Raw genomic sequence first — 16,964 nt, 5'->3', positions numbered from 1 at the left:
GGTTTCTATGCAACGAGGGATAGTCTGGATCGTCGATGACGATAGCTCCATCCGCTGGGTGCTTGAACGCGCGCTCACTGGAGCCGGTTTGAGCTGCGCGACTTTTGACAGCGCAAGCGAGGTGCTGGATGCCCTCTCAACCAAGACCCCGGACGTTTTACTGTCAGACATTCGCATGCCCGGTATGGATGGCCTGGCGCTACTGAAGCAGATTAAACAGCGTCATCCCATGCTTCCGGTCATCATAATGACGGCGCATTCGGATCTGGATGCTGCCGTCAGCGCCTATCAGCAGGGCGCATTTGATTACCTGCCTAAGCCGTTTGATATCGACGAAGCCGTTGCACTGGTAGAGCGAGCGATCAGCCACTACCAGGAACAGCAGCAGCCACGTAATCAGCCGGTCAGCGGACCAACTACCGATATTATTGGTGAAGCGCCTGCGATGCAGGATGTGTTTCGTATCATCGGGCGCTTATCGCGCTCTTCGATAAGCGTGCTGATTAACGGTGAGTCCGGAACCGGTAAAGAGCTGGTGGCCCATGCGCTACATCGCCACAGCCCACGCACCAAAGCGCCCTTTATCGCACTGAACATGGCTGCAATACCCAAAGATTTGATTGAGTCAGAGCTGTTTGGTCACGAGAAAGGGGCCTTTACCGGCGCGAACCAGATCCGTCAGGGCCGTTTTGAGCAGGCGGATGGCGGCACGCTGTTTCTGGATGAGATCGGTGATATGCCGCTGGATGTGCAGACCCGACTGCTGCGCGTGCTGGCCGATGGTCAGTTCTATCGCGTCGGTGGTTATGCACCCGTCAAAGTGGATGTGCGTATTATTGCGGCAACCCACCAGAACCTGGAATTGCGTGTGCAGGAAGGCAAGTTCCGTGAGGACCTGTTCCACCGCCTGAATGTGATTCGTGTGCATCTGCCGCCGCTGCGTGAGCGTCGTGAGGATATCCCACGTCTGGCGCGTTATTTCCTGCAGGTGGCGGCTCGTGAGCTGGGTGTGGAAGCGAAGATTCTGCACCCGGAAACCGAAACAGCCTTAACCCGGCTGCACTGGTCCGGTAACGTACGTCAGCTGGAAAACACCTGTCGCTGGCTGACGGTCATGGCTGCGGGTCAGGAAGTGCTGATTCAGGATCTGCCCAGCGAACTGTTTGAGTCCAGCACCCCGGAAAATCCGGTGCAGTCGCTGCCTGACAGTTGGGCAACGCTGCTGGCACAGTGGGCCGACCGCGCACTGCGTTCCGGTCATCAGAATCTGCTGTCGGAAGCACAACCGGAGATGGAGCGAACGCTGCTCACCACTGCGCTGCGTCATACGCAAGGCCACAAACAGGAAGCCGCTCGTTTGCTGGGCTGGGGACGAAACACGCTGACACGCAAGCTGAAAGAGCTTGGCATGGAATAAGCGTTTCGGTGCGGGCTGGCATGTCATGCCAGCCCGTTTCGTCAGATAACGCGGGAGAATTGCTGCTGACGCACTTTCTGACGCAGATAGCGATCAAAGCACATGCAGATATTGCGGATCAGTAACCGGCCAATGCCGGTCACCTCAAGCCCTTTAGCAGTTTGTACCACCAGCCCGTCAGCAATTAACGGTTTCAGCAGCGCCATGTCCTCAGCAAAATAGTCGCTAAAGCGAATGCCCCATCGCGCTTCAGTCGCGGCAAAATCCAGCGAGAAGTTACAAATCAGCGTTTTAATCACGTCACGCCGCAGGCAATCATCGTCGGTTAAGGCGATGCCGCGCCACAGGCCATTTCCCTGCTGTTCCACACATGCATACCAGGTGTTGAGGTCTTTCTGATTCTGCGCATAACTGTCGCCAGTCATGCTGATGGCTGAGACGCCAAGCCCCAGTAAGTCACTGTCGCCCTGCGTCGTGTATCCCTGGAAATTGCGATGCAACTGCCCTTCACGCTGCGCGATGGCCAGCTCATCCTGCGGCTTTGCAAAGTGATCCATCCCGATAAACTGGTAGCCCTGCTGAGTCAGCGTCACAATGGTCTGTTGCAGGATATCCAGCTTTTGCTGCGCGGAGGGCAGTTCATCCTCTTTAATTTTACGCTGAGCCGCGAACATTGACGGCAGATGCGCATAGTTAAATACACTAAGCCGGTCCGGGCTCAGTGCCAGTACCCGCTCCAGCGTCCAGGCAAAGCTGGCGGGCGTTTGCAGGGGTAAGCCATAGATCAGATCGATGCTGACAGAGCTGAAGCCCTGCTCACGGGCGCGCGCCATCAGGCCGAAAATCACCTCTTCATCCTGCACCCGATTAACCCGTTCCTGCACCGATTTATTAAAATCCTGTACGCCCATGCTCAGACGATTGAACCCCAGCGATCGCAGGTGATCAATCACATCCAGCTCAATTTCCCGCGGATCAACCTCGATCGACATTTCGGCGTCCTCAGCCACGCTGAAGTGCTGCTTCAGTAAACCCACCAACCGTGAAATCTGCGTATTGTCGAGAAAGGTTGGCGTGCCGCCGCCCCAGTGAAGCTGCGTGACTTTACGCTCGCGAAACAGCGGCGCGCGCTGAATGATTTCCTGCTCAAGCACGTCCAGATAGCGGTCCGCTTTGTGGCGCTGACGCGTCACGATCTTGTTGCAGCCGCAGAAGTAGCAGAGACGATGGCAGAAGGGAATATGAACATAGAGCGACAGCGGACGATCAGGATAACGCGCGACGGCACGCTGGAAATCAGTTTCCGCGTACTGCTCGCTGAACTCCAGCGCGGTGGGATAAGAGGTATAACGCGGACCAGCGTAATTGTACTTTTCAATTAACGCCTGATCCCACTCAATCTGCTGCGATGGCATGCTCACTCCTTCCGGTGACGGCGTCTGAGAGAAGGTCGCGAAGAAGAGGAGATGAAAGGTGAGCGGGTTGTGACCCGACGTAAACGTTGCTTCAGCCGCGACAGGCGTCGTAGTTTAAACAATAACCACAGCAGATAACATGTCGCCAGCAGCGCGAAAATTGATCCAGGCCAAAACATTGTCGTTTACCTGATAAGCGCGGCATGCGCAGACCGCATGCCGATCAAATTTGCTTAGTTGCCCTTCAGCAGACGGTACATATCTTCTTCAGCCTGCTCATCTTCAGCATCATCCATCACAATGCCTAACTGCTCCATCAGTTCGTCAATACGGTCCAGCGAGGCATCCAGCCAGCCCTGATCTTCAGCCGACAGGGTTTCGCCATTTTCCAGTCGATCCAGCAGCGCATCAAGACGCTCATCATTTTCCAGCTTTGCCAGCTCTTCTTCTGGCGTCAGGCGTGCTTTTTTCTCAGCTGCAGGTTTTTCCACGCTTTTCTTTGGCTTAACGGCTGCGGTTTTTCCGTCAGCGATCAGGGCCACCGGCTTTTTACTGCCGATGCGCGGATCTTTCACGTTATTAGCCTGACTCCCGCCATTGCTTTCGGACGCCGCTGGATTAGCACGGCTGCCAGAAGCATGTCCACGATGCTTTTTATCACGTTTGCGATCGCGTGCTTCGTTGTTGATATCATCACGCGATTTGCGTTTGGCTTTGGCGGCAGGTTTGCCGTGAACAGCTCGTGCAGGTTGCTTCATAGTATTCGGTCCCGGCTTTTTTATTCAGTATACAATTGCGGCGAAATCTAGCAGAAACCAGACAAAGAAAAAAGGCGACAGCTCAAGCTGTCGCCTTATTTCATACCTTCATAAGAAGGAATCATGTTTTAAATCCTTTTCGGCTCGTAACATCCCGGTCAATCCCGCGCCTGCTCAGCTCCTGAGCTTTTCCTTATCCCTGTCTGAGCGTATCCCTGACTCATTTCCATTCCATCGCTCTCTACCCTCCTGGTATCCCTGAGCGCATCATCCTGATGGGTGCTGCCGTGCACTGCACAATAATGTAGACCATCTGGTAAAAGCCTCAAGTCAGCGCCACAAATAGTTAGTTCAAAAAAAGAACCATTCTAGATAAGATATTAAATAATAAGATTTTTTATTTTTAGTAATTAAAGTAAAAAGCGAAATAACTCGCAGTGGTAATGGCAAATCTCTTACAAATCTGACTAATCAGACGCGGTTGAGCACTTTCGCGCCATAACGCGTATAATCGGCCGCATTGCCTTAATGCGTTTTCTGGAGTGTCACCTTGTCTGAATTGAATTATCACGTTACCCACTTTGTCATGAGCGCGCCGGATATCCGCCATCTGCCTGCCGATACCGGAATTGAAGTGGCTTTTGCTGGCCGCTCGAACGCGGGAAAATCGAGTGCGCTGAATACGTTAACCAATCAGAAGGGTCTGGCGCGTACCAGTAAAACGCCGGGACGTACGCAGCTGATTAACCTGTTTGAAGTGAAAGAAGGTAAGCGTCTGGTCGACCTGCCCGGTTACGGTTATGCCGAAGTCCCGGAAGAGATGAAGCTGAAGTGGCAGCGTGCGTTAGGTGAATACCTGCAAAAACGTCAGGCGCTGAAAGGCCTGGTGATCCTGATGGATATCCGTCATCCGCTGAAAGATCTCGATCGACAGATGATTAACTGGTCCGTTGAAAGCGGCATTCCGGTGCTGTTGCTCCTCACCAAGGCAGACAAGCTCGCCTCAGGTGCGCGTAAAGCACAGCTTAATGTTGTGCGTGAAGCTGCACTCGAATTTGTGGGTGATGTGCAGGTAGAACTTTTCTCATCGCTTAAGAAAATCGGCGTAGATAAGGTTCGTCAGAAACTGGACAGCTGGTTCACAACGTTTGAACCGGCAGAGGTGGATCAGGACGCGGAAGAGTGAGTGGCAGCCCTGTGCCGCTGAAACCGGCGGTGCAAAAAGCCCAATAAAAAACGCCCCAGTCACAGAATGACTGGGGCGGCTAAATTCAGCCAAATCCGATTACGTGAAGTAAAAGGTCTGAAAGATAGAACATCTTACCTCTGTACCCTACGCGACGAACTTTACCTGATTTTCTGTGCGTGACAAAGGCTTTTTTGTTGCTTACTTACATCAAACAAGGCTTTTTTTACCACGTGCGTCACAAAAACAACGTTGCAATGTAGTTAAATGACGGAAAAAGTGTTTAGCCGATAAGTAGTTAGAAAAACGCTTTATCTCAGTACCAGCATTGACCGCGCTGAGCCCGTTAACTAAACGATTTACTTATGCCTGATGACAGGCCAATTCCATTTTACGGAACCGGCCTCAGACGCTGAATCAGTGGGCTTCATCCCAGTTATTACCCACTCCGACTTCAACCAGTAAAGGCACGTCGAGCTGCACGCTACCTTCCATTAGCGCACGGATTTTCTGGCTGGCCTCTTCAACGGCCTCCGCTTTCACTTCGAATACCAGTTCATCGTGAACCTGCATGATCATTCTGACGGCATTGTCGTTTTGCTGTTCAAGCCATTCATCCACCGCAATCATTGCCCGCTTGATAATATCCGCTGCGGTTCCCTGCATTGGCGCATTGATCGCGGCGCGTTCTGCGGCTTTCCGGCGAATGGCGTTGCTGGATTTAATATCTGGCAGCCACAGCCGACGACCTTCCAGCGTTTCAACATAGCCGTTACTCGCCGCCAGCTGACGGGTGTTCTCCATATAGCGCAGTACGCCCGGATAACGTTCAAAGTAGAGATCCATATACTTTTTCGCTTCGCCCGCACCGATATTCAGCTGACGCGACAGGCCAAAGGCGCTCATACCATAAATCAGACCAAAGTTGATCGCTTTGGCACTGCGACGCTGTTCGCCGCTGACCTTATCCAGCGCCACACCAAACACTTCGGATGCCGTGGCACGGTGAATATCTTCGCCCTGGGCAAACGCGTCCAGCAATCCTTTATCCTGAGAGAGATGCGCCATGATACGCAGTTCAATTTGTGAATAGTCTGCCGCCACAATGCGATGGCCTTTGGCCGCGACAAATGCCTGGCGGATCCGGCGTCCTTCGTCATTACGCACCGGGATGTTTTGCAGATTCGGATCGGCAGAAGATAAGCGTCCGGTAGCGGTAACAGCCTGATGATAAGAGGTATGCACGCGCCCGCTTATCGGATTAATCATCAGCGGTAATTTATCCGTATAAGTCGACTTAAGTTTGGATAAACCGCGATGCTCCAGGATCACTTTTGGAAGTGGATAGTCGAGTGCCAGTTCAGCTAACACCTCTTCGCTGGTTGACGGCGCACCGCCTGGTGTTTTCTTTGTAGGTTTAATGCCCTGTTTTTCAAACAGGATCACCTGAAGCTGCTTAGTGGATGAGAGGTTAAAAGGCTCTCCCGCCAGCTCATGCGCTTTCAACTCAAGCTCAGCCAGTCGGGCAGTCAGCTCTTTGGAGTGTTGCGCCAGGATCGATTGATCGATTAGCACGCCATTGCGTTCTATCCGGGAGATGACGGTCAGTAACGGCATCTCAATCTGTTCGAACACTTTTTTCGGGCCCGCTTCTTTCTCCAGCTCTGGCCACATCTTCAGATGCAACTGCAGAGTCACATCGGCATCTTCGGCAGCATAATGAGCGGCCTGCTCTAACGCGATTTGATTGAACGTCAGCTGATTTTTGCCTTTACCGGCGATCTCCTGGAAGGTGACCGTTTTATGGTTAAGCCAGCGAGCGGCCAGGCTATCCATGTCATGTTTACCCACCACGCTGTTGAGAATATAGGACTCAAGCATGGTGTCGAATTTGATACCGGCCAGTTCAATATCGTAGTTCTTCAGTACGCCACGATCGTATTTCAGGTTCTGGCCCACTTTCCAGGCGTTTTCATCCTCAAGCAGAGGCTTGAGCTGTGCCAGAACGGCTGCACGATCCAGTTGATCAGGCGCATCAAGATAGTCATGAGCAACCGGCAGATAGGCGGCTTCACCGGGCGCTACTGCGAAGCTGATACCCACGATGTTAGCGCTCAGGGTATCCAGCGCGTCGGTCTCCAGATCAAAGGCAAACACTTCGCTGTTTTTCAGCTTCTCCAGCCAGCTATCAAAGTGTTCCTGATCCAGGATTGTGACATAACCTTCGCTCGGCAATACGCTGCTGGTTTCAACGACCACAGCTGGCTCATCAGACAACGCTTTTTGCGCCTGAGTATTGTTCTTCTTGCCCTGCAGCCATTTACCGTCCTGCAGGTCACTCAGCCAGCGTTTGAACTCATAGCGACTGAACAGGGTCTGCAGTGCCTCGACATCAGGTTCAGTAACGTTGAGCTCTTCACAGGGCAGCGCCAGCTCAACGTCCGTCTTGATGGTCGCCAGCTGATAGGAAAGAAACGCTACATCACGATTCTGCTCAAGTTTGGTCGCCATGGTTTTGGCACCCCGAAAGCCGAGATCGGCCACCTTGTCCAGATTGTCATAGATCGTCTGCATGCTGCCCAGTCCCTGCAGCAGAGCCTGCGCGGTTTTTTCACCCACACCCGGCACGCCTGGGATGTTATCTGAGCTGTCGCCCATCATGGCCAGAAAATCGATGATTAAGGCGGGCGGCACACCATATTTTTGCTCAACCTCTTCGGGGCCCAGAATGGTGTTGCTCATGGTATTTATCAGCGTGATAGCTGGGGTGACCAGTTGCGCCATATCTTTGTCGCCGGTGCTAATCAGCACTGAGAGGCCTTTTTTCTCTGCTTCCAGCGCCAGCGTACCGATGACATCATCAGCTTCAACGCCGCTCACCGCCAGTAACGGCAGCCCCATCGCCCGTACCATCTCATGCAACGGCTCGATTTGCGCACGTAAGTCATCAGGCATCGGTGGACGATGAGACTTGTAGTGTTCAAACAGCTCGTCCCGGAACGTTTTGCCTTTGGCATCAAACACCACAGCAACATGACTCGGATTGTATTGCGCCAGCAGGCTTTTCAGCATGTTGAGCACACCGTACATGGCACCAGTGGGTTCACCTGCACTATTGGTCAGCGGCGGAAACGCGTGATACGCGCGATAAAGATAGGATGAGCCATCAACCAGAATGAGGGGATTTTCTGCTATTTGCGCCATAAGTCTGTGTTGTCTTCGTTGCTATGGGTTGGTCTATAAGGATGCCACAACCTGGCAGAAAGGGTGAACTAAGGCGTAGGATATGTCGCGTTTTTGACGGTTCTGGAGATAAGATCGCAACGATCATTCTGTGGATAACTTTGTGCGTAAAAATTATAACGCGCTGTTTTTCAGGATCTTAAATGATTAAACCTCAAATAAAAACCATCTATTTCATAGACTTATTTAATTTCCGTGACCCGATCGGCAATTTTAATTATGTGATCCCTTGTGTGGATATTAAATTTATGCCCTGGAGATGGACAAAATTTATGTCTCTGTTCAATAGCATAAAAAAACGCCAGCTGAGCTGGCGTTGAATGAGATGACAAAGCCTGTTACTTCTGGCTTACAAGGAATTTAACCACGTTCGCGTAGTCAGCAACGAAATTGTCCATAGAGCTGGTATCAAGGCCGCCGTTGTTCACCATATATTTGCCATTAACGAACATCGCTGGTACACCGCGCAGATCAACATCCGCAGCCGCTTTCTGCTGTTGTGCAACCAGCGCTTTTACGGCGAAGCTGTTCCATGCAGCATCATAGTCAGCAGCGGAGATACCGGCCGCTTTGACAAACGTCTCTTTCAGACTGGCAGGATCGGTGATGGTCTGTGTTTTCTGGATGCCATCAAAGATCGGTACTGTCACCTTATCTTCAACGCCCAGCGCCATCGCCACAGCCCAGGCCTGGGTCACAACCGGTCCCAGATCGCCACCAAGGAAATCGACGTGGTATTTCACCAGTTTAGTGTCAGCAGGCAGATTCTTTTTCACCGCGTCATTGACGTGATAAATACGTTCAAACTGATAGCAGTGCGGGCAGAAGAAGGAGAAGAACTCCATCACCTGAGGTTCGCCGGCCACGGGTTTCGGCAGACTGACATATTGTTTACCTTCAGTGAACTGGGCAGCGGACGCGCTGAATGCCAGCACTAAACCCATCAGAGCAAACCAAATTTTTTTCATCGTGAAAAATTCTCCTGACTACGTCATTAATATTGCGGTGTCAGCTGCAGAGGAGGTTCCTGCAACAGCTTCTCCTGCTCGGTAAAGAGTGAAATTTGCCTGCGCCAGAAATCTTCATCTGTTATCCAGGGGAAAGCGCGAGGAAAAGCGGGATCCTGCCAGCGTCGGACAACCCAGGCCAGATAATAAACCATGCGCATAGCGCGTAAAGGCTCAATCAGTGACAATTCATTAATATCAAAATCACTGAATTCACTGTAAGCCTCCAGCAGAATATCCCACTGAATACGCTGTTCCTGTCGATCGCCGCTAATCAGCATCCACAGATCCTGTACTGCCGGGCCATTACGGGCATCATCCAGATCGACAAACAGCGGTCCGTCACGCCACAGAATATTACCCGGATGGCAGTCGCCATGTAATCGTAGCGGCTGCCACGTAGTGTGCCACCGTTGCTGCAGCGTATTGCCCAGCTTATCAAGCGCCTGCAGCAGTGCGGCCTTAAGTGATGCAGGCACTAAGAGTGATTGTTCCAGAACCTGACGGGGTTCATGCAGATATTCATCCAGGCCTATGGTCGGTCGATTGCCGAATAACGTTTTGCGCCCGGTCTGATGAATGCGCCCCAGGAAGCGGCCTACCCATTCCATCTGGTCTTCATTGTCTGTCTCATATTGTCGTCCGCCCAGGCTGGGAAAGACGGCAAAGAAGAAGCCAGCGTGGCTGTGCAGTGTTTCACCCTTTAACCGCAGTGGTGCTGCGATGGGCACCTCGTCAGCCAGCAGATCGAGTGCATACTGATGCTCTTCAGCAATCTGTTCGGCACGCCAGCGCTGTGGACGATAAAACTTCGCTACATAGCGTCGTTTTTCATCATCGCTGAACTGATAAACCCGGTTCTCATAGCTGTTCAGGGCTGTCAGACCCGACTCGACGCGAATTCCTGTCTCCCAAAGCGCATCAAGCAGCACATCGGGATTCAAGGTCTGGAAGTTAAAAGCAGCGTCGCTCATCATGTTACCTGTAGTCACCCTTACATTTAACTGCCAAGGATAACACTACTCGTCCTGTTTAATGACACCCCGTGCGCGGAGCAGTGCTGTTTTGAAATCAACTTCATAGTCTTTTTTAAGGCCGGGAATTTCATCATCGCTGGCAGAGTCACGCATTTTAAGATGGTAAATTAATACATCGTCGGTTAATTCACTTAACGGGCCACGGAATCCAGATTCCTGAGCCAGTTTCTGCAAAAATGTGACCAGATTAATGTCAGGTTCTTTTTGCCAGGCGGGTTGCAGCAACGCGATCAGCTCGTTTAAACGATGGCATTTCATTCAGGATTCTCCCGTATTCACAGTGCGTCATTAGCGAGGACACTCTCATGACAATATTAACCGGCGTCATTCTGGCCGGTGGTCAGGGCCGCCGCATGGGTGGTCAGGACAAAGGATTAGTGCACCTGAATGGCAGGCCACTTTATCAGCATGTGCTTGAACGGCTCAGGCCACAAGTGGACATTGTCATGATTAATGCCAATCGCAATATTGATCGCTATCAGTTAAGCGGGTGTCGGGTTGTTCAGGATGTTTTTGATGATTATCCGGGTCCACTGGCCGGTATCTACAGTGCGTTGATCGCCATTGACGGTGAATGGGCCGCTTTTTGCTCCTGTGATACACCTGCAGTGCCGCTTAACGTCGTGGAAAAACTGGTTGAGCAACGTGGAGACGCGCCAGCCGTCTGGGTTCGCTCACAGTCGCGCGATCACCCCACACTGGCTCTGATTCATCGTGATATGGCTGCACCTCTTTATGCCTATCTGCAGGCTGGTGAACGACGTCTTATGCACTTCCTGCGCGATCACGGTGGTCATGCAGTACTTCTGACTGACGATGAGTCTGCCTTTCGCAATATTAATACGCCCGATGATCTCAATGAGAGAGGTTGATATGTCCTTACCCTTACTTGCGATTGCGGGCTGGAGTGGAACCGGTAAAACGACGCTGTTACAGCAGGTGATACCGATTCTCAGCAGTAAAGGGATTCGTGCCGGGCTGATTAAGCACACACATCATCAGATGGATGTGGATACGCCAGGTAAAGATAGCTATCTGCTCAGAAAAGCGGGTGCCCATCAGGTGATGGTGGCCAGTTCGGAGCGATGGGCATTGATGTGTGAAACACCGGAAAAGCCGTCGATTGATCTGCCTTATCTGCTCAGCCGTATGGATCACTCTGCGCTGGAGATCGTACTGGTTGAGGGCTTTAAAGAGGAATCCGTACCTAAAATTATTTTATGGCGTGCAGGGATCAAGGGCGGAATTGATGAACTGCTTGATGAGCATGTGATCGCTGTCGCCAGCGACCAGAAACTGGCCCTGCACGTGCCGGTTCTGGATATAAATTGCCCAAATAGCGTTGCAGATTTCATTGTGGATTGGATGGGAAAGTGCTGAAGCCGGTAAATTCAGCGTGTTTTTCACGATCTGCAGACGTAAAAAAGCCCCGCACTTCCGTGCGGGGCTTCTTCACTTATTTAATGCCTGGCAGTTCCCTACTCTCGCATGGGGAGACCCCACACTACCATCGGCGCTACGGCGTTTCACTTCTGAGTTCGGCATGGGGTCAGGTGGGACCACCGCGCTAAAGCCGCCAGGCAGATTCTGTTCTCCGCGCCGCCCCTTAAGGCCGCGCAGATATATCCGGTACAGGCTGAAAATCGTGTCTCTCAAAAACGCCTCTGGCGTTGTAAGGTTAAGCCTCACGGGTCATTAGTACCGGTTAGCTCAACGCATCGCTGCGCTTACACACCCGGCCTATCAACGTCGTAGTCTTCAACGTCCCTTCAGGACTCTCAAGGAGTCAGGGAGAACTCATCTCGGGGCAAGTTTCGTGCTTAGATGCTTTCAGCACTTATCTTTTCCGCACTTAGCTACCGGGCAATGCCATTGGCATGACAACCCGAACACCAGTGGTGCGTTCACTCCGGTCCTCTCGTACTAGGAGCAACCCCCTCAATTCTCCAGCGCCCACGGCGAGATAGGGACCGAACTGTCTCACGACGTTCTAAACCCAGCTCGCGTACCACTTTAAACGGCGAACAGCCGTACCCTTGGGACCTACTTCAGCCCCAGGATGTGATGAGCCGACATCGAGGTGCCAAACACCGCCGTCGATATGAACTCTTGGGCGGTATCAGCCTGTTATCCCCGGAGTACCTTTTATCCGTTGAGCGATGGCCCTTCCATTCAGAACCACCGGATCACTATGACCTGCTTTCGCACCTGCTCGAGCCGTCACTCTCGCAGTCAAGCCAGCTTATGCCATTGCACTAACCTCACGATGTCCGACCGTGATTAGCTGACCTTCGTGCTCCTCCGTTACTCTTTAGGAGGAGACCGCCCCAGTCAAACTACCCACCAGACACTGTCCGCAGCCCGGATCACGGGCCTACGTTAGAACATCAAACATTAAAGGGTGGTATTTCAAGGTTGGCTCCACGCGAACTGGCGTCCGCGCTTCAAAGCCTCCCACCTATCCTACACATCAAGGCTCAATGTTCAGTGTCAAGCTGTAGTAAAGGTTCACGGGGTCTTTCCGTCTTGCCGCGGGTACACTGCATCTTCACAGCGAGTTCAATTTCACTGAGTCTCGGGGTGGAGACAGCCTGGCCATCATTACGCCATTCGTGCAGGTCGGAACTTACCCGACAAGGAATTTCGCTACCTTAGGACCGTTATAGTTACGGCCGCCGTTTACCGGGGCTTCGATCAAGAGCTTCTCCTTGCGGATAACCCCATCAATTAACCTTCCGGCACCGGGCAGGCGTCACACCGTATACGTCCACTTTCGTGTTTGCACAGTGCTGTGTTTTTAATAAACAGTTGCAGCCAGCTGGTATCTTCGACTGGCTTCGGCTCGGGGAGCAAGTCCCTCCACCTACGCGCCAGCGTGCCTTCTCCCGAAGTTACGGCACCATTTTGCCTAGTTCCTTCACCCGAGTTCTCTCAAGCGCCTTGGTATTCTCTACCTGACCACCTGTGTCGGTTTGGGGTACGATTCTGTGTTACCTGATGCTTAGAGGCTTTTTCACGGAAGCTGGGCATTTTATCACTTCAGCACCGTAGTGCCTCGTCGTCACGCCTCAGCGTTAATAAGGGACCGGATTTACCTGGACCCTCCGCCTACACGCTTAAACCGGGACAACCGTCGCCCGGCTGATATAGCCTTCTCCGTCCCCCCTTCGCAGTAACACCGAGTACAGGAATATTAACCTGTTTCCCATCGACTACGCCTTTCGGCCTCGCCTTAGGGGTCGACTCACCCTGCTCCGATTAACGTTGAACAGGAACCCTTGGTCTTCCGGCGAGCGGGCTTTTCACCCGCTTTATCGTTACTTATGTCAGCATTCGCACTTCTGATACCTCCAGCATGCCTCACAGCACACCTTCGACGGCTTACAGAACGCTCCCCTACCCAACAACACATAGTGTCGCTGCCGCAGCTTCGGTGCATGGTTTAGCCCCGTTACATCTTCCGCGCAGGCCGACTCGACCAGTGAGCTATTACGCTTTCTTTAAATGATGGCTGCTTCTAAGCCAACATCCTGGCTGTCTGTGCCTTCCCACATCGTTTCCCACTTAACCATGACTTTGGGACCTTAGCTGGCGGTCTGGGTTGTTTCCCTCTTCACGACGGACGTTAGCACCCGCCGTGTGTCTCCCGTGATAACATTCTCCGGTATTCGCAGTTTGCATCGGGTTGGTAAGCCGGGATGGCCCCCTAGCCGAAACAGTGCTCTACCCCCGGAGATGAGTTCACGAGGCGCTACCTAAATAGCTTTCGGGGAGAACCAGCTATCTCCCGGTTTGATTGGCCTTTCACCCCCAGCCACAGGTCATCCGCTAATTTTTCAACATTAGTCGGTTCGGTCCTCCAGTTAGTGTTACCCAACCTTCAACCTGCCCATGGCTAGATCACCGGGTTTCGGGTCTATACCCTGCAACTTAACGCCCAGTTAAGACTCGGTTTCCCTGCGGCTCCCCTATACGGTTAACCTTGCTACAGAATATAAGTCGCTGACCCATTATACAAAAGGTACGCAGTCACCCCCCATAAAGAGGGCTCCCACTGCTTGTACGTACACGGTTTCAGGTTCTGTTTCACTCCCCTCGCCGGGGTTCTTTTCGCCTTTCCCTCACGGTACTGGTTCACTATCGGTCAGTCAGGAGTATTTAGCCTTGGAGGATGGTCCCCCCATATTCAGACAGGATACCACGTGTCCCGCCTTACTCATCGAGCTCACAGCATATGTGCTTTTGTGTACGGGAGTATCACCCTGTACCCTGCGACTTTCCAGACGCTTCCACTAACACACATGCTGATTCAGGCTCTGGGCTGCTCCCCGTTCGCTCGCCGCTACTGGGGGAATCTCGGTTGATTTCTTTTCCTCGGGGTACTTAGATGTTTCAGTTCCCCCGGTTCGCCTTGCAGCACTATGTATTCATGCTGCAATGATGCACAGAGTGCACCGGGTTTCCCCATTCGGACATCGACGGCTGTAGCGGTTCATATCACCTTACCGTCGCTTTACGCAGATTAGCACGTCCTTCATCGCCTCTGACTGCCTGGGCATCCACCGTGTACGCTTAGTCGCTTAACCTCACAACCCACAGGCGTTTTACAACGCTGCGAGCTGCAAGCATTTGAGAGACTCGAACGTGTCGCGCTTTTCATTCTTATTACGGAGAATGAAAACGACACGTCGTTTCAATTTTCAGCTTGTTCCGGATTGTTAAAGAGCAAATATCTCAAACGCGCCACGGCTGCTTACGCAACCAGAACGGTTTTGAGATACTGTATGGAGACACCTTTCACCTGTCACCAAGCAGGTGGCGTCCCCTAGGGGATTCGAACCCCTGTTGCCGCCGTGAAAGGGCGGAGTCCTAACCGCTAGACGAAGGGGACACGATAGTGTCACGACTTCGCAGCCGTCCTGCTCATTACTTTTTATCAGACAATCTGTTGTGGACACTGCGCGGGAAGGTATCTTCAGGTAAGGAGGTGATCCAACCGCAGGTTCCCCTACGGTTACCTTGTTACGACTTCACCCCAGTCATGAATCACAAAGTGGTAAGCGCCCTCCCGAAGGTTAAGCTACCTACTTCTTTTGCAACCCACTCCCATGGTGTGACGGGCGGTGTGTACAAGGCCCGGGAACGTATTCACCGTGGCATTCTGATCCACGATTACTAGCGATTCCGACTTCACGGAGTCGAGTTGCAGACTCCGATCCGGACTACGACGCACTTTGTGAGGTCCGCTTGCTCTCGCGAGGTCGCTTCTCTTTGTATGCGCCATTGTAGCACGTGTGTAGCCCTACTCGTGAGGGCCATGATGACTTGACGTCATCCCCACCTTCCTCCGGTTTATCACCGGCAGTCTCCTTTGAGTTCCCGACATTACTCGCTGGCAACAAAGGATAAGGGTTGCGCTCGTTGCGGGACTTAACCCAACATTTCACAACACGAGCTGACGACAGCCATGCAGCACCTGTCTCACGGTTCCCGAAGGCACTAAGGCATCTCTGCCGAATTCCGTGGATGTCAAGAGTAGGTAAGGTTCTTCGCGTTGCATCGAATTAAACCACATGCTCCACCGCTTGTGCGGGCCCCCGTCAATTCATTTGAGTTTTAACCTTGCGGCCGTACTCCCCAGGCGGTCGACTTAACGCGTTAGCTCCGGAAGCCACTCCTCAAGGGAACAACCTCCAAGTCGACATCGTTTACGGCGTGGACTACCAGGGTATCTAATCCTGTTTGCTCCCCACGCTTTCGCACCTGAGCGTCAGTCTTTGTCCAGGGGGCCGCCTTCGCCACCGGTATTCCTCCAGATCTCTACGCATTTCACCGCTACACCCGGAATTCTACCCCCTCTACAAGACTCAAGCCTGCCAGTTTCAAATGCAGTTCCCAGGTTAAGCCCGGGGATTTCACATCTGACTTAACAGACCGCCTGCGTGCGCTTTACGCCCAGTAATTCCGATTAACGCTTGCACCCTCCGTATTACCGCGGCTGCTGGCACGGAGTTAGCCGGTGCTTCTTCTGCGGGTAACGTCAATCGGTAAGGTTATTAACCTCACCGCCTTCCTCCCCGCTGAAAGTACTTTACAACCCGAAGGCCTTCTTCATACACGCGGCATGGCTGCATCAGGCTTGCGCCCATTGTGCAATATTCCCCACTGCTGCCTCCCGTAGGAGTCTGGACCGTGTCTCAGTTCCAGTGTGGCTGGTCATCCTCTCAGACCAGCTAGGGATCGTCGCCTAGGTGGGCCATTACCCCGCCTACTAGCTAATCCCATCTGGGTTCATCCGATAGTGAGAGGCCCGAAGGTCCCCCTCTTTGGTCTTGCGACGTTATGCGGTATTAGCCACCGTTTCCAGTGGTTATCCCCCTCTATCGGGCAGATCCCCAGACATTACTCACCCGTCCGCCACTCGTCACCCAAGAGCAAGCTCTCTGTGCTACCGTCCGACTTGCATGTGTTAGGCCTGCCGCCAGCGTTCAATCTGAGCCATGATCAAACTCTTCAATTTAAGTTTGATTTGCTTAAACAAGTTAAGCGGTGCTCATCTGTAAAACGTCATAATGAATTTCATTATGTGTTCACTCGTGAGGCTTTGATATTTTTTTGCGTCCTAAGACGCTGATATCAATCCTGCGAGTGCCCACACAGATTGTCTGATAAATTGTTAAAGAGCAGTGCGAACAGTGCGTTAGCGTCCTGTCGCGAGGTGGCGTATATTACGCTTTCCTCCTGCAGAGTCAACCTCTATTTCAGAAGTTTTTCTCCGGCGGCGCAGTCCCCTGTGCCTCTCAACCCGCTTCCCGTTGCCGGTGTTCCGTGTCGATGGAGGCGCATTATAGGGAGTTTCCTCAGGCTGACAAGTGTTTCTTCGAATTAATTTACTGAGCGC

Annotated in this window: 11 protein-coding genes, 1 tRNA gene and 3 rRNA genes; 4 read left to right on the top strand and 11 right to left on the bottom strand. The window is 52.5% G+C overall.

The annotated features are described in order from the left end of the window. The first annotated feature begins 7 nt into the window (after positions 1–7). Positions 8–1,417 (top strand): nitrogen regulation protein NR(I), encoded by a 1,410-nt coding sequence (gene glnG / locus EE896_RS00450; RefSeq protein ID WP_008926972.1) that lies wholly within the window; start codon positions 8–10, stop codon positions 1,415–1,417. A 41-nt stretch (positions 1,418–1,458) separates the two neighbouring features. Here the strand turns inward: glnG and hemN are convergent, their stop codons facing one another. Both hemN and yihI read right to left on the bottom strand, forming a co-directional pair. Next, the gene (gene hemN, locus EE896_RS00445) at positions 1,459–2,832 is read right to left on the bottom strand and encodes an oxygen-independent coproporphyrinogen III oxidase (protein ID WP_003850737.1); all 1,374 of its coding nucleotides are present in this window, start codon (positions 2,830–2,832) and stop codon (positions 1,459–1,461) included. 233 nt (positions 2,833–3,065) lie between these two features. Continuing rightward, positions 3,066–3,590, bottom strand: a complete 525-nt coding sequence (gene yihI / locus EE896_RS00440; RefSeq protein ID WP_039660549.1) for a Der GTPase-activating protein YihI — start codon at positions 3,588–3,590, stop codon at positions 3,066–3,068. Positions 3,591–4,140: 550 nt separating this feature from the next. Between yihI and yihA the strand changes: the two genes are divergently transcribed. Then, positions 4,141–4,776, top strand: a complete 636-nt coding sequence (gene yihA, locus EE896_RS00435) for a ribosome biogenesis GTP-binding protein YihA/YsxC (protein ID WP_039660548.1) — start codon at positions 4,141–4,143, stop codon at positions 4,774–4,776. Positions 4,777–4,861: 85 nt separating this feature from the next. Here yihA and spfP read toward each other — a convergent pair whose 3' ends face one another. From spfP to EE896_RS00415, 5 genes are all read right to left on the bottom strand, one after another. Further along, positions 4,862–4,909, bottom strand: coding sequence for a small protein SpfP (spfP, locus tag EE896_RS22930; RefSeq protein WP_071892919.1), 48 nt, complete (start codon positions 4,907–4,909; stop codon positions 4,862–4,864). A gap of 284 nt (positions 4,910–5,193) precedes the next feature. Next, a complete protein-coding gene (gene polA, locus EE896_RS00430; RefSeq protein ID WP_039660546.1) occupies positions 5,194–7,980 on the bottom strand; it encodes a DNA polymerase I in 2,787 nt (928 codons plus the stop codon). 377 nt (positions 7,981–8,357) lie between these two features. Further along, a complete protein-coding gene (dsbA, locus tag EE896_RS00425; protein ID WP_003850731.1) occupies positions 8,358–8,987 on the bottom strand; it encodes a thiol:disulfide interchange protein DsbA in 630 nt (209 codons plus the stop codon). Positions 8,988–9,013: 26 nt separating this feature from the next. Continuing rightward, entirely contained in the window at positions 9,014–10,000 is a 987-nt protein-coding gene (locus EE896_RS00420; protein WP_140916512.1) for a serine/threonine protein kinase, read from the bottom strand. Positions 10,001–10,045: 45 nt separating this feature from the next. Continuing rightward, positions 10,046–10,321, bottom strand: a complete 276-nt coding sequence (locus EE896_RS00415; RefSeq protein WP_140916511.1) for a YihD family protein — start codon at positions 10,319–10,321, stop codon at positions 10,046–10,048. A 47-nt stretch (positions 10,322–10,368) separates the two neighbouring features. On the opposite strand from EE896_RS00415, the gene mobA reads away from it, so the two are divergent. Together mobA and mobB are read left to right on the top strand one after the other, a co-directional pair. Continuing rightward, the gene (gene mobA, locus EE896_RS00410; RefSeq protein WP_003850725.1) at positions 10,369–10,935 is read left to right on the top strand and encodes a molybdenum cofactor guanylyltransferase MobA; all 567 of its coding nucleotides are present in this window, start codon (positions 10,369–10,371) and stop codon (positions 10,933–10,935) included. A gap of 1 nt (position 10,936) precedes the next feature. Then, positions 10,937–11,443: a molybdopterin-guanine dinucleotide biosynthesis protein MobB gene (gene mobB, locus EE896_RS00405; protein ID WP_008926976.1), complete on the top strand. Its 507-nt coding sequence runs from the start codon at positions 10,937–10,939 to the stop codon at positions 11,441–11,443. A gap of 85 nt (positions 11,444–11,528) precedes the next feature. Here mobB and rrf read toward each other — a convergent pair. From rrf to EE896_RS00385, 4 genes are all read right to left on the bottom strand, one after another. Beyond that, positions 11,529–11,644, bottom strand: a 5S ribosomal RNA gene (gene rrf / locus EE896_RS00400). Positions 11,645–11,737: 93 nt separating this feature from the next. Further along, positions 11,738–14,649, bottom strand: a 23S ribosomal RNA gene (locus EE896_RS00395). 230 nt (positions 14,650–14,879) lie between these two features. Further along, positions 14,880–14,954 (bottom strand) — tRNA-Glu (locus EE896_RS00390). 89 nt (positions 14,955–15,043) lie between these two features. Next, positions 15,044–16,583: ribosomal RNA gene (locus tag EE896_RS00385) — 16S ribosomal RNA — on the bottom strand. The 16S, 23S and 5S rRNA genes sit together here with 1 tRNA gene alongside, the layout of an rRNA operon. Positions 16,584–16,964 lie beyond the last annotated feature (381 nt).

The sequence above is a fragment of the Pantoea eucalypti genome (assembly GCF_009646115.1).
Lineage (GTDB): Bacteria > Pseudomonadota > Gammaproteobacteria > Enterobacterales > Enterobacteriaceae > Pantoea > Pantoea eucalypti.
Note: the sequence above shows the minus strand (reverse complement) of the source record. Positions and strands in the feature narration are given on the sequence as shown.

Coding starts and splice junctions, on each gene's coding strand:
- glnG (WP_008926972.1), top strand. CDS start 8: ATGCAACGAGGGATAGTCTGGATCGTCGATGACGATAGCTCCATCCGC.
- hemN (WP_003850737.1), bottom strand. CDS start 2,832: ATGCCATCGCAGCAGATTGAGTGGGATCAGGCGTTAATTGAAAAGTAC.
- yihI (WP_039660549.1), bottom strand. CDS start 3,590: ATGAAGCAACCTGCACGAGCTGTTCACGGCAAACCTGCCGCCAAAGCC.
- polA (WP_039660546.1), bottom strand. CDS start 7,980: ATGGCGCAAATAGCAGAAAATCCCCTCATTCTGGTTGATGGCTCATCC.
- dsbA (WP_003850731.1), bottom strand. CDS start 8,987: ATGAAAAAAATTTGGTTTGCTCTGATGGGTTTAGTGCTGGCATTCAGC.
- EE896_RS00420 (WP_140916512.1), bottom strand. CDS start 10,000: ATGAGCGACGCTGCTTTTAACTTCCAGACCTTGAATCCCGATGTGCTG.
- EE896_RS00415 (WP_140916511.1), bottom strand. CDS start 10,321: ATGAAATGCCATCGTTTAAACGAGCTGATCGCGTTGCTGCAACCCGCC.
- mobA (WP_003850725.1), top strand. CDS start 10,369: ATGACAATATTAACCGGCGTCATTCTGGCCGGTGGTCAGGGCCGCCGC.
- mobB (WP_008926976.1), top strand. CDS start 10,937: ATGTCCTTACCCTTACTTGCGATTGCGGGCTGGAGTGGAACCGGTAAA.